Source organism: Methylobacterium sp. BI1, from assembly GCF_056680125.1.
Map to the genome: position 1 here is coordinate 810,077 of NZ_CM155267.1, position 16,037 is coordinate 826,113.

The window sequence follows — 16,037 nt, forward strand, 5'->3', positions numbered from 1 at the left end:
CTGCGGGTCAGCGGGGATGCCTCGGCGTCCAGGCCGCAACGTCTCGGCGCTCGACCAGTGCGAGTGCGTGGAATCCCTTCGATAGCCCCTCGGGCCCCGTACCTGGCCGCACGCAGATCTGCGGAGGCTTTGGAACAGACCTGTCTATCCCCACCGCTTATCCGGGTTCGATACGCCGAAAACAGTTGCCGTCGGTGGGAGCGGAAGTCGTCCACAATCCTTGTTGGCTGCAGGCCCCTGCCAAGACTCGCCCCGCCGTTTACCAAGGTGCGCGAACGACCTTATCGAACCGGACGGCACCTGCAATCCCTGGACGGCCCTCGATGGTCGGGGCGCAACACCGACTGTCGCCATACGCCGCCTGCACAGCATCGATTCGATCCGTGGTCTGGCCGCCCTGGCGGTCATCTACGCCCATACCGTCGAGTTCGGCCTGAAGACGCAGATCGGACCGTTTCCCCTCGAACGCACCTTCCTGTCCGGGCTGACCGAGTACGTCGATGTGGGCAAGATCGCCGTGACGCTGTTCTTCGCCGTGTCGGGCTTCGTAGTCCCCTTCTCGCTGTTCAAGGCGGGCGACCGGCCGATCCTGGCCTTCGCCGTGTCCCGGTTCTTTCGCCTCTATCCCGCCTACTGGCTCTCGATCCCCTGCGGGCTGCTGGTCCTGTTCGTCTGGGCGGGCCGCGACATCCCCGCCGTGCTCGTGCCCGCCAACATCACGATGCTGCAGCAGTTCCTCGACGTGGAGAACATCATCGCCCTGTACTGGACCCTGCAGATCGAGCTGATCTTCTACTGCCTCTGCGTCGGGCTCTTCGTCCTCGGGCGTCTCGACGATGCCATCAGCGTCGTGCTGTCGGCCCTCGCCCTGATCGGGGCCGCCCTCGGCCTCGCCGCCCTGCGCTTCGCCCTCGAGCGGAAATTTCCGGTGGCCGTTCCCCTGTCCCTGGCGGTGATGTTCTGGGGGCTGTGCCTGCGCTACCACGTCCTCGAGCGGCGGCCGGGCTGGGGCACGGCCCTCACGGTGGTCACCGGGGCGCTGGTCTGCGCGATCCCGCTGGTCTCCGTGCTCGCCTACGGGCGCGACATGGGCTTTCACGAGAACTGGGTGAAGTACCTCGTCACCTACTGGGCCGCGATGGCGCTGTTCGCCCTGCTGTCCCTGAAGCTGCGCATCGAGGGGCGGTTGTTCACCTTCCTCGGCGCCATCAGTTACTCGATCTACCTGTTCGGGCCGGTGGTCCAGGCGGTGCTCGAGCATGCGCTGGCCGGCTACGCGCCGGTCATTCCGATCCACCTGTTCGCCGGCGCGACGGCCCTCGCGACGGTCGCGGTCGCGGCCCTGGTGTATCGCTGGATCGAGGCACCCGCCATCGCGCTGGGACGCCACATGGCCCGTCGCCATCTCCTGCCCACCACCGGCGCGCGGCGGGAGGCGCACGCCACGGCCGCTCCGATGATCGGCCGCTCCGAGATCTGAGCCGGTCGCCGGGGCGAGGCGGCGCGGCCCTCGGCCGTGTCGCCAGCGGGACGATCCCGCAAACGTCCTGCGAAATGTGTGCGCTGGGAAAATAGGCATCATGTGATGGTGCCATGCCTGTCCACCGGGCCATTTCAAGCATGCGAGTAGGACAAGTCGTAGATATCTGCGACTTCGGCGTTCCACTCAACCCGTGCAGGTCCAGTTCGCCGGACGATGCATCCGCTGAGGAGGTAGGTCGGCCCAAGGCTCATCTGCTGAAAATTCGAGTCGTTGATGTAGTCCGGCACGATGGAGGCAGGATAGCGATACTGCGCGTCCACGACCTCGAAGCCGGTATGTGCGTTGAAAATGCCCCGCCAACTCTCCTTCGAGAAGCGGAAGAAGTCCCAGGGTTCCTCGTGCAGGGGCCACGCGGCGTGCGAGATGATGAGACCCAAAGCGCCCTGACGAAGCACCTTGTTCATTTCCAACGCCACTTTCCAGGGCATGAGGAGATGTTCGAACACCGCCATGGAAAAAGCGAAATCGAAAGTTCGGGCGATGCTGCGACTGAGATGATGCGCATCGCAGACGGAGTCGACATTCGGTCCATCTGTGATGTCGATTCCCAGGTGTTCGATGTCCGCCGGAAACCAGGAACGGTAGCTGACGCCGCTGCGCGCCCGACTGCCGATCTCCAGCATGCTTCCGCGATGCTCGGCAACCTCCCCGCAGAAGCGATCCACCATCACCTGGAACAGCCTATCGCCAGGATTAGAGAACCCTCCGGACGGGTCTTTCAAGATGAAGCCTTCATTGAATCGCAGTGTGAACTTCGTCCGATCAATGTGTAGGTGGGGAATGATAGCAACAAGAACGAAGCCCCAATTGACAGAATCGGGCCCGAATACGGTGATGAGATCGGGTCTCAGGACTGTTTGATGCTCGAATCTTAGTAGGTCACCATCATAATACAGTTCTGGCTGAAATTTATTTGCCCAACCCTCGGCATAGAGGCATCGACCAACGATTGAAAATTTGTCCAGATAACCGTGATATTTCATAATGTGTCATTCCACGTGGAAGAATCAATATATCGCCATGCAAGCCTAATGCATGCGATCATGAACTCGTCCACCATTTTGCACAACCTATAACAAGCGCTCGAGCGGTTGAAGCGCTCAGGAATTGCGTAGGCTATGGTCGCACCGACTCGAAAGCCGTTTCCCCTCCAACGGCCGGGCCCTGGGAGACCAAGGCGGAGGAGACCCAGTATCGTGGATCGGCCGATGCTCATCTCTCCAATCAATGTGGGGATGCGGAGAGGAGCCCCCGACCTTGTCCGTCCGCCCCGGTCCTGGCATGGACCCCGCGACCGCGCGACGGGCGGTCCCCCCGTTCCTCCAGCCGCCGACAGGACCCCTTCGCCATGCCGCACGTGACCGTGAAGATGTACCCGGGCAAGACCGACGCGCAGAAGGCGGAGATGGCCGAGGCCATCGCGGCTGCCCTGATGGCCAGTGCGGGCACTGCCGAGAAGGCGATCTCGGTCTCGATCGAGGACGTGGCCCAGGCGGATTGGGAGGCGCAGGTCTATCGCCCCGAGATCGTCGGCCGGCCCGAGACCCTGTTCAAGACGCCGGGCTACACCCTGCCCTGAGCCCCGGTCCTTACCCCTTCGATCCCTGGAAGGGGCGCAGCAACCAGGCGAGACGGCCGGCATCGTCGTCCTGGGCGTCCGGCGCCGGCGGGTCGGCCGACGGCTCGGGCGCCTTCGGCGCGCTGGCATCCTGCATGATCTGATCGAGGGGGGAGGGCAGCTCGGCACCGTACTCGTTCAGGAGCAGGGCCGCATCGAGCAGGAAGCGGATCTGGTCGTCCGGGACGGGACGACCCTGGATCTGCGCGTCGAGCACGGTCCGCGCGAAGAGGGCGGCCAGCCGCGACAGCTCGGGCAGCCGGTCGGTGGGCGCCGCGGCCCGGATCGATGACGCTGGAGCGGCACTCACCCGCAATCTCCCTGTCTGGTTCGCGCGACCTCGACACGCGTCGCGGAAGCTCAGCCCTGTATACCGTGCGTTTCTCACCAGTTCGTTGAGTTTCGCCGGTGGCATCGCCGCGGCCCTGGGCGACGAAGACCCGGGCGGGAGACCGTACCGGGGCGGGGTCCCGGTCGAAACCTGAACAGGCCCGGTCAGGCCTGGCCGATCATCTCGCACAGCGTCGCACCGAGACGGGCCGGCACGTTCGGCTTGAGTACGAAGGCGGCGCCCTCCGGCAGGGGCCCGGAACTCGGGTCCGAATGGCCCGACATCAGGATCACCGCAAGGCCGGGCTTTCGCGCACGGGCGCGCTGCGCCAGTTCCCAGCCGTCGATCCCGCCCGGCACGTGCGCGTAGGTGACGAGTCCGGCCGCATCCGGCGTCACCTCCAGCAGATGAAGGGCCTCGTCGGTCGTCCCTGCCGCCGCGACGGAGAAGCCGGCCTGCGCGAGAAGCCCCGTGATGGCCTAGCGCTGATCCCGCTCCTCCTCCACAAGGATGATGACGGCGCGCTGATCGCCGGTGCGCATCGTCGAGTCTCCCGACCACATGTCCCGGCTCAACGCCGGGCCCATGGGCCCGGTTCGGGTCCCGGCTCAATGCCGGGCTATGAGCCCGGTTCGGGGCTCGGTTCGGGACTGCGCGGCGCCCGCCTGGGCCCACGGCCGGGGAGGCGTCCTAGCCACCGCCGGGATCGGTCTCGCCGTCCGGCTGCGCACCGCCCTTCGGACCCTGGCCGGGCTTGCCGTCCGTCTTCTCGTTGGGATCCATCACCGCGTCCGGCGCGGTATTGGCCGGCTTGTCCTTGGCCGGATCCTTATCCTTCGGCGGATCCTTGTCGTCGGAGCCTGTCATCGCGTCACTCCTTGGGGCTGGCATCGGGCGACCGGGGCCGGTCGGACTGTCCGTCGGACGAGCCGCCGGCCGGGGCGGGATTGCGCCCCTTCGGAGCACCGTCCCAGGCGGCGTTGCGGGCGGCATCCGTCTGGCCGCCGGAACCCTGTTGGGTGATCGCGGCCTGCTCGGCCGACTGTCCTCCGCCGGCGACGGCCGGGTCGCCCGGCTTGCCGACATCGGAATCGGGCTTGCGCGTGCCCACGATGGGGATGTGGTCGTTCGGCATGCCTATTCTCCCGCATCCTGGCCGTTGGGCGCTGTGGCGCGGTCGATGGCTTCGCGGGCCGCCCCTGAGGCTTCGGTCTTCCGGGCGGCCGCGCCGATCTCCTTGAGGGTCGCGGGCTGCGTCTCGCCGCCCTGTGGCGCCTGCGAGGATCCGGGGGCCTCGCCCGGCACGGGGGATCCGCCGTGGCGGTCGGCGTCGATCGGCTTCGGCGCGCTGCCCGCGCGCGGCTCGTCGGTCATGATGTCCTCCTGATGCTGGAGGCTCAACCCGGCGCCGGGCCCGAGGTTGCTTCGTTCCAGGCGGCCCAGGCCTCGCGGAGGCGGGCCCGATCGGCTTCGAGGGGCAGCGCCGCCTCGCCTCACTGGAGGGCCAGGTCGGCCTGAACGCGGGCGGCCGCCCGGACGGCCGGGCTCCCCAGATCCGCGAGGGCGGCGAGCGCCTTCTGCAGCCGCAAGCCGATCGTCACGTCCGAGGCGCCGTAGCGGGCGATAGGATCGAAGGCATCCGCGAGAAGGTCGTCGGTCCTGAGGCCGGGCACGCGCAGGTGCGGATAGATCCCCGCCTCGGGGGCGGCGGCGCGGCGCGCGTCCCAGAGGCCGAGCACGCGGACCAGGGTGCCGATGACGTCGACGGCGGTCCCGGGATCGTTCACCGCCGGCGACAGGGCGCGCTGGGCCACCTCCGCCAGGACGATGATCCCGAAGCGGGGATCGTCGTCGAAGCTGCGCCGATCGCCGACGACGAAGGCCGCAAGGATCCGCTCCCGCAGGGCCTCGTCGACGGCGCCATTGACCGCCACCAGCAGGCGTCCGGGATGCACGAAGGCGCCCGGCAGGGCCGCGAGGTGGATGGTGAGGCCCTGCGCCTCGGCCAGCGCGTCGAGCCGGGCCGCATCGACGTGCTGGACGTAGCCCGTCGCGGCGGCGGCGATGCGGACCGCGCCCGGCGGCGCCGGCTGCCAGGGCAGGCCGCCGAGATAGGGCGCCTCGGCGCGCCGCTGCACGGCATCGGCGGCCGCGGCCTCGATGGCGTCGATGGTCTCACCCACCCGGCCGAGATGCGACAGGGTGTCGATCCAGCGGACCAGCGTCACCACCACGCTCACCAGAACCAGCAGGGTCAGCCCGAACAGGATCACCCGTCCCTGGCTGCCGTAGAAATGGGTCTTGAGGGCGATGAGGCCGACGACGCTGTAGACGAAGGCGCCGATGAAGCTCGCCACGGCGGTCTGCGCGCGGGTATCGCGCATCAGCAGCGTCACGGCGCGGGGCGTCACGGTGTTGGTGGCCCCGCCATAGGCCTGCACGATGGTGGAGAGCGAGAACGTCGCCACCGGCAGCATGCTGGTGGCCAGGACGGAGAGGATCTGGTCGACCGCGTCGGCACCGATCGAGGCGCCGAGATCCGCCGGCACCATCGGCGCCAGGACGGCGGAGACCAGCGCCGCCACGACGCCGCCGACGCTGAAGGCGCCGACGCGGATGAAGGGGCGCCGCCCCCAGCGGCGGAGGGCATAGAGGGCGGTGGACATGACAGCGGCTCTCGGGCCGAGCCTCGCGGATCCGGGCTCGCGCGCCGTATACGCGACCTTCGGGCGATCCGGGAGCGAGGCCCGGATCGCCCGTGCGGGTCTCAGAGGCCGTCGAACAGGGCCGAGGAGATGTAGCGCTCCGCGAAGGAGCAGGCGACGGTGACGATGCGCTTGCCGCGGAAGTCGGGGCGTGCGGCGAGCTTCAGGGCCGCGGCCACGTTGCCGCCGGTGGAGATGCCGCCGGGAATGCCCTCGAGGCGCGACAGCTGGCGCGAGGTGTCGAAGGCCTCCTGGTTCGAGACCGTGATGACCTCGTCGATGATCGCCTTGTCGAGGTTGTCGGGGATGAAGCCGGCGCCGATGCCCTGGATCTTGTGGGGGCCGGGCTGGCCGCCGGAGATGACCGGCGAGTCGGTGGGCTCGACGGCGACGATCTTCAGGCCGGGCAGGCGCGGCTTCAGCACCGAGCCGACACCCGTGATGGTGCCGCCCGTGCCGACGCCGGCTACGAAGGCGTCGAGGTGGCCCTGGGTGTCGTTCCAGATCTCCTCGGCCGTCGTCTTGCGGTGGATCTCGGGATTGGCGGGGTTCGAGAACTGCTGGGGCATGATCGCGCCCGGGATCTCGTTGAGGAGTTCCTCGGCCTTGGCGATCGCGCCCTTCATGCCCTGCGGGCCGGGGGTCAGGGCGAGCTCGGCGCCGAGGAAGGCCAGCATCTTGCGGCGCTCCAGGGACATGGTCTCGGGCATGACCAGGATGAGGCGGTAGCCGCGCGCGGCCGCCACGAAGGCGAGGGCGATGCCGGTGTTGCCGGAGGTCGGCTCCACCAGCGTGCCGCCCGGCTTCAGCTTGCCGGAGGCCTCGAGGGCGTCGATCATGTTGACGCCGATGCGGTCCTTCACGCTCGCGATCGGGTTGAAGAACTCGAGCTTGAGCAGGATCTCGGCGTCGACCCCGTGCTCCTTGGTGATGCGGTTGAGGCGGACCAGGGGCGTGTTGCCGATGGTCTCGGTGATCGAGCCGAAGATGTGGCCGTGGCCCGGCGTGCGGGTCGAGGCGGGGCTCTGGGACTCGGCCATAGATCTCTCCTGAACAGCGTGAGGCTTGTGTCTCGGCGGCCGGCGCAAGGGCGCGCCGGATCTCGCCTGGAACGAACTCAGGGCCGGGAGATATCGTGTCGTTTCTGTCGAGGCAATCGACAAAGATCCGAGATCAAAGACAATCCTTCTCCGTCGGCAACCGAGCTGCCGACTTGGAGTAGTCTTCACCTGCGAAGGTCGAGAAATGGAGAACTTATTTCTTCGTCCGGCGATCGGCGCCGTGTCTCGCCGGGATCAGTGCGTCAACAGGGCGGCGCAGAGCATCACCATGGTGGCCACGACCGGGCTAGCGGTGACGATCATCGCGGCGCCCGTATGGAGTCCCTGGGGCCAGATGTAGCGGGTCTCCTCGCGCAGGCCGGGCCGGAGGCCGTTGCTGCCGGTGGTCCATTCCACCCTGGTGCCCATCGCGTTCTCCCCATCCGCCGGGACGTCCGGCGGCCGGGGTCAGGAGGCACGGTGCGGCTTGAAGAGCGGGTAAATCCGCGGTCGCGACCGCGGATCGTCGTCAATGGAAGCTTAAAGCCGTCGGACGGCTCAGAGGGCGCGGTCGAAGCGCAGCTCGCCCTTCTGGCTCTTGATCACCAGCTGGGAGCCGACGAGGTCCCACTGCCCGGCGGTGCGCAGGGCGATGAAGAAGTCCTGCTCGCTGGCGCCGAGGCCCTTGTCGCAGGGCTTCTTGGTCAGGGCCAGGGGGCCGACCGCGAGGTGCTGCTCCTTGAGCGGGAAGGCGGTCGCCGCGAAGGTGTTGCAGCCGCCGTAGCCGCGAGCCCGGTACTGCTTGTCGATGGTGAAGCTCGGGCGGTCGTTGCCGCCGAAGGGCTTGCCGTTCAGGCTGACCGCCGTCCAGGTCGCGTCGAGGGGGAAGATCTTCTCCTGGGGCTTGGCCGCCGGGACGTACTGCTTCTTCTCGGGCTTCTCGCGGGCCTCGCGGCCGAAGCCCGTGACGTTGTTCCCCATCTGGGCGGTCGCCGCCGTGGTCATGGCACCTGTCATGACCCCGGCCGCGATGGCGCCGGCTACCATGGCGATTCGGATCGCTCTCATCGTCTGGCCCCCTTTCAAGCGCGCTTCGCGTCGCGTCGAACGTTGCAACCTCGCCGGTCCCCCTGGGAACCCGGCGCGGGTGGTGCGCACGGAACCGCTCGGAACAGGACGGGCCCCGCGGCCAATCGGATAAGATTCCAGCACAAATATGGTCAAGGCCGCGTGAGCGGGATTCGACGGGACGCCGCCGCGATCCCCCGCTAACCGCCCGCCGGACCGGTTTGCATTGAACGAACCGGCGGGGCTGCCGTTGTCCGGGCAAGGCAGAACCAGGGAGTTGATACGGTGACGGGATCGGACGAGGGAACCCCAAGCGGCCTGCAGCCCGAGGCCTCGGGCCCGAACACCATCACCCCGGCGCAGTCGCGGGCGGCCCGGGCCCTTCTGAACTGGTCGGAATCCGATCTCGCCGGCAAGCTCGGGCTCGGGGCGGATTTCGTGCGCGACTTCGAATCGGGTGGCCGGGAACAGCCCTCCGGCCAGATCGAGGCCCTGCGCAGCGCGTTCATGACCCACGGCGTGGTGTTCAGCCGGGAGGGCGGCTCGGACGGGGTCCGCCTGAGCGGACAGGGACGCGGCGAGGGCACGCGGCTCGACGCCCTCAACACCGAGAACGACCGCTAGGCTTCCTCGGACTACTAGGCTCCCTTGGCGAGCGCCTTGAGGTCCCGGTCCGGATCCGCGGCAGCCTCCGGCGTCAGCGGAAGCCCGAGGCCCAGGATGCGTCGGGCCGCCATGTGGTCGGCCGGCCGGTCCACGGTCTCGACGCCGCTCAGGCGCCCGTCGCGGAAGCGGAACACCGACAGGCCGCCCTCGGTGGGGCGGAGGACGCTGGCATCGTCGGGGCGTGTCAGACCGGCGATCTGCAGCTTGTGCGGGCCCTGGTCGCTCCAGAACCAGGGCACGGCCGCGTAGGCGGCCGGACGCCCGGTCAGCCGCGCGGCGAGGCACCGGCCCTGATCCACGGCGTTCTGCACCGATTCGATGCGCACGGGCTGCCCGTCCGCGAAGCGGCTCGGCACGCGGGCGCAGTCGCCCAGGGCGGAGATCGCCGGATCGGAGGTCGCCAGGAAGGGATCGGCGTGGATGCCGTCGCCGACGGCGAGGCCCGCCGCCTCGGCAAGGTCCTGGTTCGGGACGACGCCGATGCCGACGAGGACGAGATCGGCGTCGATCGCCGAGCCGTCGGCGAGCCGGACCCGGGCCACGCGGCCCGCCTCGCCCTCCAGCGCCTGTACCCCGGCCCCGAAGGCGAAGCCGACGCCCGCATCGGTGTGCGCCCGCGTGAAGAAGGCGGCGGTCTCGGCCGAGACCGCCCGCGCCATGGGCCGGTCCGCCGCCTCGATCACCGTCACGGGAATCCCGGACCCGGCGCAGACGCCCGCGAATTCCAGCCCGATGAAGCCGGCGCCCACGATGGCGATGGCGCGCGCCGCGCCGCGGGCGGCCTTCAGCGCGTCGGCGTCGGCCAGCGAGCGCAGTTGGTGCACCCCCGCCAGGTCGTGGCCCGGCACCGGCAGCACCCGGTTGCGCGCCCCGGTGGCCAGGACGAGGTGATCGTAGGCCAGGGTGCCGCCGTCGCTGAGGCGCACCTGCCGGGCCGCCCGGTCGATCGCCGTGGCGGAGACACCGGATCGCCGGGCGATGCGGTGCTCGTCGAAGTAGGAGGCGGGTCGCAGGCTCAGGCCGGCCGCATCGGTCTTGCCCGCGAGGTAGGCCTTCGACAGGGGCGGCCGCTGGTAGGGCAGGCCCTCGTCGCCCAGGAGCGTGACGGGATCGGCGAAGCCCGCCTCGCGCAGGGAGGCCGCGACCTGGAAGCCGGCCTGGCCGGCGCCGACGATGACGACACCGGCCGCGCTCATGCCTCGAACTCCGCGGTGACGGGGGAGGGGTTCGGCGACAGCCGGAGCTGCGGCAGCCAGCGCCCGCCATCCTTGGCGATGTAGTCCCAGAAGGCCGCCGCCGCCGGGCCGAGCACCTTGTCGGCCCGGCGCACGGCGTACCAGTCGCGCCGGATCGGCAGGCCCTGGACGTCGAGGATCGCGAGGCGCCCGCTCTCGAGCTCGGCCGCCACCGTGTGGGCGGAGATCAGGGCGATGCCGAGCCCCGCCATCACCGCCTGCTTGATGGTCTCGTTCGAGCCGGAATCGATGCCGAGCCGCGCGCGCTTGATCATGACCCCGGCCATGAACTCCTCGAACACCGTGCGCGTGCCCGATCCCTCCTCGCGGACCAGGAACGATTCCTGGGCGAGCTCGGCCCGGGTCAGGCCGGTGCGGCCCACGAGGGGGTGATGCGGGCCGGCGATGATCACGATGGGGTGCGGCCCGAAGATCTCGGCCTCGATGGCGAAATCCCGCGGCGGACGCCCCATGATGGCGAAATCGATCTCGTAGTTGCGCAGCGCCTCGACCATGTTCCCCCGGTTTCCCACCGTGAGGTTGATCTCCACCGCCGGGTGCAGCCCGACGAAGCCCGCGATCACCCCCGGGGCGAAGTACTTGGCCGTGGAGACCACGCCCATCGCCACGCGGCCGCTGCTGCCGCCCTTCAGGGTTTCCAGCCGGTCGGCGCAGGTCTCCAGCACCGTGTTGATGCTGTTGATCGCCCAGAGCATTTCGCGCCCCGCATCCGTGGGTTTCAGCCCGGTGGGCGTCCGGTCGAACAGCATGAGGCCCGCCTCCTCCTCCAATTGGCGGATGCGGGCGTAGAGCGCGGCCGAGGTGACGTTGAGCTCCTGCGCGGCGCGCGTCATGGTGCCGAGGCGGGCGACGGCGGCGACCGCCTGGAGCTGTTTGAGAGAGAGGTTGCGCATCAGGCTTTTCTAGTTTTTTTGGAATCGCTCGCAAGTTTTTTCAGAATTCTTTCGGTGATACCATAGGGACGTGCGCGGCATGGATGCGCCGCGGGCACTGGTGCCCGCGGGGGCACTCGTGCCAAGGGGCAGGATGCGATGGCGGGTCGATCCCGGGCGGTGCTCTGACCGGTGACGTCAAGGCCGGGCGGGGCGAACCTTCGGGACGGCAAGGCGGCCGGACCCCGGCCAGGAATGGAAGAAGGACGGACATTCATGTCGACGGTGTCTCTGGAGTTCGGGTCCACCCTCGCGGACTGCCTCGCGAAGACCGTGGCGGCCGATGCGCGGCTCGCCGACGCGGCGGCCGTGATCGCGGCCTGCGCCGAGGCGGCGGTCGATGTCAGCGAGGTGATCGGCCGGGGCATGCTCGGCGGGGCCGATCTCGCCGCCACCGGCGATCACAACAGCGACGGCGACGTCCAGAAGGCCCTCGACGTCCTGGCGCACGAGCGCTTCACGGAAGCCCTGCGCGGCGCCCCCGTGGCGGTGGTGGCCTCGGAGGAGGCCGAGGGCATGATGCAGCTCAATCCGGGCGCCCCCCTCGCCGTGGCGATCGATCCCCTCGACGGCTCGTCGAACATCGGCGTGAACATGGCGGTGGGCTCGATCTTCGGCATCCGCCCCGTCGCGGCCGACGCCGCGGACTCGATCGCCTCCTTCGCCACCCCGGGCACCGAGCAGATCGCCGCCGGCTTCGTGACCTACGGACCCGCCACCTCCCTGGTGGTCACCCTCGGCCACGGGACGCAGATCTACACCCTGGACCGGGCCGAGCGGACCTTCCGCCTCACGCATCCGCGCATCGAGGTGGTGGCCTCGGCCAAGGAATACGCGATCAACGCCTCGAATGCCCGGAACTGGGACGGCCCGGTGAAGGCCTATATCGAGGATTGCCTGCGGGGCTCGGAGGGCCCGCTGGACAAGGACTTCAACATGCGCTGGCTCGGCTCGCTGGTGGCGGATGCCCAGCGCGTGCTCCTGCGCGGCGGCGTGTTCCTCTATCCGGGCGACAACCGCAAGGGCTACGCCCAGGGCCGCCTGCGCCTCCTCTACGAGGCCGCCCCGATCGCCATGCTGATGGAGCAGGCGGGGGCCGGGGCCATCGACGGCGAGCGCCGCATCCTCGACATCCGCGCCACCGGCATCCACGAGCGCGTGCCGCTGATCTTCGGCTCCCTCGACGAGGTCGCCTGCGTGGCCAAGTACTACGATGGCCGTAACGCCGCCGCCGGTCGCTCGCCCCTGTTCGGGCAGCGCGGCCTGATGCGCAGCTAGCGCGCCCGCCCGGGACAGCACGCACAACGATGTCGGCGCGTCACCCCATCATCTCGGTCACCGGCTCCTCGGGAGCCGGGACCACCTCGGTCCGCAACACCTTCGAGCAGATCTTCCGGCGCGAGGACGTCAGCGCGGTCTATATCGAGGGCGACGCGTTTCACGCCTACGATCGCGACACCATGCGCCGCATGATGGTCGAGGAGCCGAACCTCAGCCACTTCGCGCCGCGCGCCAATCTCCTGCCGGAGCTGGAGGAGGTCTTCCGCACCTACGGCGAGTCCGGGGGCGGGCGCACCCGGCACTACGCTCACGATGCGGTGGACGCGGCGCTCTACGGTACCGAGCCCGGCACCTTCACGCCCTGGGAGGCGTTCCCCCCGGGGTCCGACCTGCTGTTCTACGAGGGCCTGCACGGCTGCGTCGTCGACGACAACGTCGACATGGCCCGCTACGCCGACCTGAAGATCGGTGTGGTGCCGGTGATCAACCTCGAATGGATCCAGAAGCTGCACCGGGACCGCTCGTTCCGGGGCTACTCCACCGAGGCCGTCACCGACGTGATCCTGCGGCGGATGCCGGACTACGTGCAGACCATCTGCCCGCAATTCACCTGGACCGACATCAACTTCCAGCGCGTGCCGACGGTGGACACCTCGAACCCCTTCATCGCCCGCTGGATCCCGACGGCCGACGAATCGATGGTGGTGATCCGCTTCAAGGACCCCAAGGGCATCGACTTCTCCTACCTGATCTCGATGATCCAGGGCTCCTTCATGAGCCGCGCGAATTCCATCGTCATTCCGGGCGGCAAGCTCGACCTGGCCATGCAGCTCATCCTGACCCCGATCATCATGCAGCTCGTCGAGCGCAAGCGCCGCATGGCCTGAGCGCCGTCGCGAGGCTCCAGAGGACACCCCCATGAACGGCCCGATCATCTCGCCCTCGATCCTCTCGGCGGATTTCGCCGCGCTCGGCGAGGAGGTGCGCGCGGTGTCCGAGGCCGGGGCCGACTGGATCCATCTCGACGTGATGGACGGCCACTTCGTGCCCAACCTCACCTTCGGCGCAGGCGTGATCAAGGCCCTGCGCCCCCACTCGACCAAGCTCTTCGACGTGCACCTGATGATCGCCCCGGCCGATCCCTACCTCGCGGCCTTCGCGGAGGCCGGCGCCGACGCGATCTCCGTCCATGTCGAGGCCGGCCCGCATATCCACCGCTCGCTCCAGGCGATCCGCGACCTCGGCAAGCGCGCCGGCATCGCCCTCAACCCCGGCACGCCGGCCTCCGCCGTCGAGCCGCTCCTCGACCTCGTCGACCTCGTCCTGGTGATGACGGTCAATCCGGGCTTCGGCGGCCAGAGCTTCATTCCCTCGACCCTGGAGACCATCCGGCGCATCAGGGCGATGAGCGCCGGCCGCCCGATCGACATCCAGGTCGACGGCGGCATCGGTCCCGAGACCGTGGCGGAGGCCGCCCGCGCGGGTGCGAACGCCTTCGTGGCCGGCAATGCCGTGTTCAAGGGCGGGCCGGCCGGCTACGCGGACCGGATCGCGGCGATCCGCGCGGGCGCCGCGGAGGTCGGAGGCGGTCCCCTCTCATGCTGAGGGCGCTGATCTTCGACGTCGACGGGACGCTTGCCGAGACCGAGGACCTCCATCGGCAGGCCTTCAACGGCGCCTTCGCGGATCTCGGCCTGCCCTGGTCCTGGTCCCCGGCCCGTTACGCCGATCTCCTGACGGTGATGGGCGGCAAGGAACGCCTGCGCCACTACGTCGAGACCGAGCATGCCGACGCGCTCGAGTCCCTGCGCCCCCGCATGGGCGAGATCCACGATCGCAAGACCCGCCGCTACGGCGATCTCGTGGAGGGCGGCAGCCTCGCCCTGCGCCCGGGGGTGGGCCGCCTCATCGCGGAAGCGCGGGCGGCCGGGCTCAAGCTCGCGGTGGCCAGCACCACGAGCCGGCCCAACGTCGACACCCTGCTGCGGATCAACTTCCCCGCGGGCGACATCCCCTTCGACGTCATCGCCTGCGGCGACGAGGCGCCGCGCAAGAAGCCGGCGCCCGACGTCTTCGACCTCGCGCTCGCCCGCCTCGGCGTCCCGGCCTCGGAGGCCATCGCCTTCGAGGATTCCGCCGCCGGCATCCGCTCGGCCCTCGATGCCGGGTTGCCGGTGATCGCCACGCGCAGCCGCTACACCGAGAGCCACCGCCTCGACGGGGCGTTCTCGGCGGTCTCCGACCTCGGCGAGCCCGGCGCGCCCCACCGGCACCTGTCCGGATATGTCTGGCCGGACGGCGTCGTGACCGTGAGCGCCCTGCGCGACTGGCACGCGCGCGTCACCGGCTGAGGCCGGACCTCAGGGCCCCGGGCGCCGCGTCCCGCCGCGCCCGGGCGGCTCGCCCTCGGCACGGGTCGGAAACAGCATCGCGCCGGCGACGAGCCCGAGCGCGCCCGCAAGCCCGAGCTTGAGCCAGCGCGGCGCCGTCGGGGCGTCCCCGTGGTTCCGCGCGTCCGTCCCGGGCCGGGTGCCGAAATCCCTGCCGGAGCTTCGGGGCCGTGCCCGATCGATCGCCTGCTGTGTCATCGCCCCAGGATAGTCCCTGTCCGCCGGATAGCCATGGCGCCGATTAGCTATGGGGGCGAATAGCCATGGAGGGATGTCGGCCGCGCACGCTGCGCCGCAGCGTTGTCAGGGGCGCGGCCCGCGGCCTATAAGCCGGCCAACCCCGTTCCGTCCGGCATCGCGGACCCGCCGCCCCGGCACATGCTCCTGGCAGATGCCCCCGGCCCATGGCCCCCGCGATCCGGTCTCGTTCCTACCAGTCTAGGGTCACGTCATGGCCGGCCATTCCCAGTTCAAGAACATCATGCACCGGAAGGGCCGCGTCGACGCGGTCCGCTCGAAGCTGTTCGGCAAGCTCGCCCGCGAGATCACGGTCGCGGCCAAGCTCGGGCTGCCCGACCCGGCGATGAATGCCCGGCTGCGCGCCGCCATCATCGCGGCCCGCGCCGAGAACGTGCCCAAGGACAACATCGAGCGCGCGATCAAGAAGGCGCAGGGGGCCGATGCCGAGAGCTACGACGAGATCCGCTACGAGGGCTACGGCCCCGGCGGCGCGGCCCTGATCGTCGAGGCGCAGACCGACAACCGCAACCGCACGGCCAGCGACGTGCGCTCGGCCTTCACCAAGTCGGGCGGCAGCCTGGCGGAGACGGGCGCCGTCTCCTTCATGTTCGACCATGTCGGCGTGGTGGAGTTCGACGCCAAGGTGGCGGATGCCGACACCATGCTGGAGGCCGCCATCGAGGCCGGCGCCGACGACGTGCGCTCGGACGAGTCCGGCCACGAGATCACCTGCGCGCAGGAGGCCTATGGCGAGGTCTCGAAGGCCCTGGAGGCCCGCTTCGGCGAGCCGCGCCGCACCGCCCTGGTCTGGAAGGCGCAGAACACCATCGAGGTCGACGACGAGACCGGCGAGAAGCTGATCCGCCTCGTGGAGGTGATCGAGGACCAGGACGACGTCCAGAACGTCTTCGTCAACTTCGCCCTGTCGGACGCCCTGATGGAGAAGCTCCAGGGCTGAGGCCCGCGC

At 69.5% G+C, this 16,037-nt stretch carries 21 protein-coding genes; 8 read left to right on the plus strand and 13 right to left on the minus strand.

Annotated elements, in window-relative coordinates; genetic code table 11:
- The first annotated feature begins 223 nt into the window (after positions 1 to 223).
- On the plus strand, positions 224 to 1,480 hold the full coding sequence (locus AC1MGR_RS03895; protein WP_480233729.1) for an acyltransferase family protein: 1,257 nt from the start codon (positions 224 to 226) through the stop codon (positions 1,478 to 1,480).
- 134 nt (positions 1,481 to 1,614) lie between these two features.
- On the opposite strand, the gene AC1MGR_RS03900 is transcribed toward AC1MGR_RS03895, so the two are convergent.
- Positions 1,615 to 2,526, minus strand: coding sequence for a class I SAM-dependent methyltransferase (locus AC1MGR_RS03900; protein ID WP_480233730.1), 912 nt, complete (start codon positions 2,524 to 2,526; stop codon positions 1,615 to 1,617).
- A 365-nt stretch (positions 2,527 to 2,891) separates the two neighbouring features.
- Here AC1MGR_RS03900 and AC1MGR_RS03905 point away from each other — a divergent pair, with 365 nt between their 5' ends.
- Positions 2,892 to 3,122, plus strand: coding sequence for a tautomerase family protein (locus AC1MGR_RS03905; RefSeq protein WP_480233731.1), 231 nt, complete (start codon positions 2,892 to 2,894; stop codon positions 3,120 to 3,122).
- A gap of 10 nt (positions 3,123 to 3,132) precedes the next feature.
- Here the strand turns inward: AC1MGR_RS03905 and AC1MGR_RS03910 are convergent, their stop codons facing one another.
- The 9 genes from AC1MGR_RS03910 to AC1MGR_RS03950 all read right to left on the minus strand — a co-directional run bounded on the left by AC1MGR_RS03910 (position 3,133) and on the right by AC1MGR_RS03950 (position 8,305).
- Entirely contained in the window at positions 3,133 to 3,471 is a 339-nt protein-coding gene (locus tag AC1MGR_RS03910; RefSeq protein ID WP_480233732.1) for a hypothetical protein, read from the minus strand.
- A 185-nt stretch (positions 3,472 to 3,656) separates the two neighbouring features.
- On the minus strand, positions 3,657 to 3,890 hold the full coding sequence (locus AC1MGR_RS03915) for a hypothetical protein (protein ID WP_480233733.1): 234 nt from the start codon (positions 3,888 to 3,890) through the stop codon (positions 3,657 to 3,659).
- 292 nt (positions 3,891 to 4,182) lie between these two features.
- Entirely contained in the window at positions 4,183 to 4,359 is a 177-nt protein-coding gene (locus tag AC1MGR_RS03920) for a hypothetical protein (RefSeq protein WP_181259625.1), read from the minus strand.
- A gap of 4 nt (positions 4,360 to 4,363) precedes the next feature.
- Positions 4,364 to 4,627 carry a hypothetical protein gene (locus AC1MGR_RS03925; RefSeq protein WP_108035503.1) on the minus strand — a complete coding sequence of 88 codons (264 nt, stop codon included), beginning with the start codon at positions 4,625 to 4,627 and terminating at the stop codon, positions 4,364 to 4,366.
- Between the two features lie 2 nt (positions 4,628 to 4,629).
- Positions 4,630 to 4,866, minus strand: coding sequence for a hypothetical protein (locus AC1MGR_RS03930; protein ID WP_146180459.1), 237 nt, complete (start codon positions 4,864 to 4,866; stop codon positions 4,630 to 4,632).
- A 119-nt stretch (positions 4,867 to 4,985) separates the two neighbouring features.
- A complete protein-coding gene (locus AC1MGR_RS03935) occupies positions 4,986 to 6,158 on the minus strand; it encodes a DUF2254 domain-containing protein (protein ID WP_480233734.1) in 1,173 nt (390 codons plus the stop codon).
- A gap of 101 nt (positions 6,159 to 6,259) precedes the next feature.
- Positions 6,260 to 7,237, minus strand: coding sequence for a cysteine synthase A (gene cysK / locus AC1MGR_RS03940; protein ID WP_108035500.1), 978 nt, complete (start codon positions 7,235 to 7,237; stop codon positions 6,260 to 6,262).
- 255 nt (positions 7,238 to 7,492) lie between these two features.
- Complete coding sequence (locus tag AC1MGR_RS03945) at positions 7,493 to 7,666, minus strand: hypothetical protein (RefSeq protein WP_480233735.1); 174 nt, start codon at positions 7,664 to 7,666, stop codon at positions 7,493 to 7,495.
- Between the two features lie 129 nt (positions 7,667 to 7,795).
- Positions 7,796 to 8,305, minus strand: a complete 510-nt coding sequence (locus AC1MGR_RS03950) for an META domain-containing protein (protein WP_480233736.1) — start codon at positions 8,303 to 8,305, stop codon at positions 7,796 to 7,798.
- Positions 8,306 to 8,590: 285 nt separating this feature from the next.
- Here AC1MGR_RS03950 and AC1MGR_RS03955 point away from each other — a divergent pair, with 285 nt between their 5' ends.
- Positions 8,591 to 8,929: a helix-turn-helix domain-containing protein gene (locus AC1MGR_RS03955; RefSeq protein ID WP_108035498.1), complete on the plus strand. Its 339-nt coding sequence runs from the start codon at positions 8,591 to 8,593 to the stop codon at positions 8,927 to 8,929.
- 14 nt (positions 8,930 to 8,943) lie between these two features.
- On the opposite strand, the gene AC1MGR_RS03960 is transcribed toward AC1MGR_RS03955, so the two are convergent.
- Both AC1MGR_RS03960 and AC1MGR_RS03965 read right to left on the minus strand, forming a co-directional pair.
- Entirely contained in the window at positions 8,944 to 10,167 is a 1,224-nt protein-coding gene (locus AC1MGR_RS03960) for an NAD(P)/FAD-dependent oxidoreductase (RefSeq protein ID WP_480233737.1), read from the minus strand.
- Positions 10,164 to 11,120 (minus strand): LysR family transcriptional regulator, encoded by a 957-nt coding sequence (locus AC1MGR_RS03965; protein ID WP_108035496.1) that lies wholly within the window; start codon positions 11,118 to 11,120, stop codon positions 10,164 to 10,166. The genes AC1MGR_RS03960 and AC1MGR_RS03965 overlap by 4 nt, the downstream gene beginning before the upstream one ends.
- Positions 11,121 to 11,375: 255 nt before the next feature.
- Between AC1MGR_RS03965 and AC1MGR_RS03970 the strand changes: the two genes are divergently transcribed.
- From AC1MGR_RS03970 to AC1MGR_RS03985, 4 genes are read left to right on the plus strand one after another with little or no spacing between them, the layout of a single operon-like run.
- Complete coding sequence (locus tag AC1MGR_RS03970) at positions 11,376 to 12,437, plus strand: class 1 fructose-bisphosphatase (protein WP_181259624.1); 1,062 nt, start codon at positions 11,376 to 11,378, stop codon at positions 12,435 to 12,437.
- 29 nt (positions 12,438 to 12,466) lie between these two features.
- On the plus strand, positions 12,467 to 13,327 hold the full coding sequence (locus AC1MGR_RS03975) for a phosphoribulokinase (protein ID WP_480233738.1): 861 nt from the start codon (positions 12,467 to 12,469) through the stop codon (positions 13,325 to 13,327).
- Positions 13,328 to 13,358: 31 nt separating this feature from the next.
- Complete coding sequence (gene rpe / locus AC1MGR_RS03980) at positions 13,359 to 14,045, plus strand: ribulose-phosphate 3-epimerase (RefSeq protein WP_480233739.1); 687 nt, start codon at positions 13,359 to 13,361, stop codon at positions 14,043 to 14,045.
- Positions 14,039 to 14,791, plus strand: a complete 753-nt coding sequence (locus tag AC1MGR_RS03985) for an HAD-IA family hydrolase (protein WP_480233740.1) — start codon at positions 14,039 to 14,041, stop codon at positions 14,789 to 14,791. Before rpe ends, AC1MGR_RS03985 begins: the two co-directional genes overlap by 7 nt.
- A 9-nt stretch (positions 14,792 to 14,800) precedes the next feature.
- On the opposite strand, the gene AC1MGR_RS03990 is transcribed toward AC1MGR_RS03985, so the two are convergent.
- Complete coding sequence (locus AC1MGR_RS03990; RefSeq protein ID WP_181259623.1) at positions 14,801 to 15,028, minus strand: hypothetical protein; 228 nt, start codon at positions 15,026 to 15,028, stop codon at positions 14,801 to 14,803.
- Between the two features lie 253 nt (positions 15,029 to 15,281).
- Here AC1MGR_RS03990 and AC1MGR_RS03995 point away from each other — a divergent pair, with 253 nt between their 5' ends.
- Complete coding sequence (locus AC1MGR_RS03995; RefSeq protein WP_056214451.1) at positions 15,282 to 16,028, plus strand: YebC/PmpR family DNA-binding transcriptional regulator; 747 nt, start codon at positions 15,282 to 15,284, stop codon at positions 16,026 to 16,028.
- The last annotated feature ends 9 nt before the right edge of the window (positions 16,029 to 16,037 follow it).

Excerpts from the sequence above, each read along its gene's own strand:
- AC1MGR_RS03900 (WP_480233730.1), bottom strand. The coding sequence starts at position 2,526 with ATGAAATATCACGGTTATCTGGACAAATTTTCAATCGTTGGTCGATGC.
- AC1MGR_RS03925 (WP_108035503.1), bottom strand. The coding sequence starts at position 4,627 with ATGCCGAACGACCACATCCCCATCGTGGGCACGCGCAAGCCCGATTCC.
- AC1MGR_RS03935 (WP_480233734.1), bottom strand. The coding sequence starts at position 6,158 with ATGTCCACCGCCCTCTATGCCCTCCGCCGCTGGGGGCGGCGCCCCTTC.
- rpe (WP_480233739.1), top strand. The coding sequence starts at position 13,359 with ATGAACGGCCCGATCATCTCGCCCTCGATCCTCTCGGCGGATTTCGCC.
- AC1MGR_RS03995 (WP_056214451.1), top strand. The coding sequence starts at position 15,282 with ATGGCCGGCCATTCCCAGTTCAAGAACATCATGCACCGGAAGGGCCGC.
- AC1MGR_RS03970 (WP_181259624.1), top strand. The coding sequence starts at position 11,376 with ATGTCGACGGTGTCTCTGGAGTTCGGGTCCACCCTCGCGGACTGCCTC.
- AC1MGR_RS03905 (WP_480233731.1), top strand. The coding sequence starts at position 2,892 with ATGCCGCACGTGACCGTGAAGATGTACCCGGGCAAGACCGACGCGCAG.
- AC1MGR_RS03930 (WP_146180459.1), bottom strand. The coding sequence starts at position 4,866 with ATGACCGACGAGCCGCGCGCGGGCAGCGCGCCGAAGCCGATCGACGCC.
- AC1MGR_RS03975 (WP_480233738.1), top strand. The coding sequence starts at position 12,467 with ATGTCGGCGCGTCACCCCATCATCTCGGTCACCGGCTCCTCGGGAGCC.
- cysK (WP_108035500.1), bottom strand. The coding sequence starts at position 7,237 with ATGGCCGAGTCCCAGAGCCCCGCCTCGACCCGCACGCCGGGCCACGGC.
- AC1MGR_RS03920 (WP_181259625.1), bottom strand. The coding sequence starts at position 4,359 with ATGACAGGCTCCGACGACAAGGATCCGCCGAAGGATAAGGATCCGGCC.
- AC1MGR_RS03950 (WP_480233736.1), bottom strand. The coding sequence starts at position 8,305 with ATGAGAGCGATCCGAATCGCCATGGTAGCCGGCGCCATCGCGGCCGGG.
- AC1MGR_RS03965 (WP_108035496.1), bottom strand. The coding sequence starts at position 11,120 with ATGCGCAACCTCTCTCTCAAACAGCTCCAGGCGGTCGCCGCCGTCGCC.
- AC1MGR_RS03985 (WP_480233740.1), top strand. The coding sequence starts at position 14,039 with ATGCTGAGGGCGCTGATCTTCGACGTCGACGGGACGCTTGCCGAGACC.
- AC1MGR_RS03945 (WP_480233735.1), bottom strand. The coding sequence starts at position 7,666 with ATGGGCACCAGGGTGGAATGGACCACCGGCAGCAACGGCCTCCGGCCC.
- AC1MGR_RS03960 (WP_480233737.1), bottom strand. The coding sequence starts at position 10,167 with ATGAGCGCGGCCGGTGTCGTCATCGTCGGCGCCGGCCAGGCCGGCTTC.
- AC1MGR_RS03990 (WP_181259623.1), bottom strand. The coding sequence starts at position 15,028 with ATGACACAGCAGGCGATCGATCGGGCACGGCCCCGAAGCTCCGGCAGG.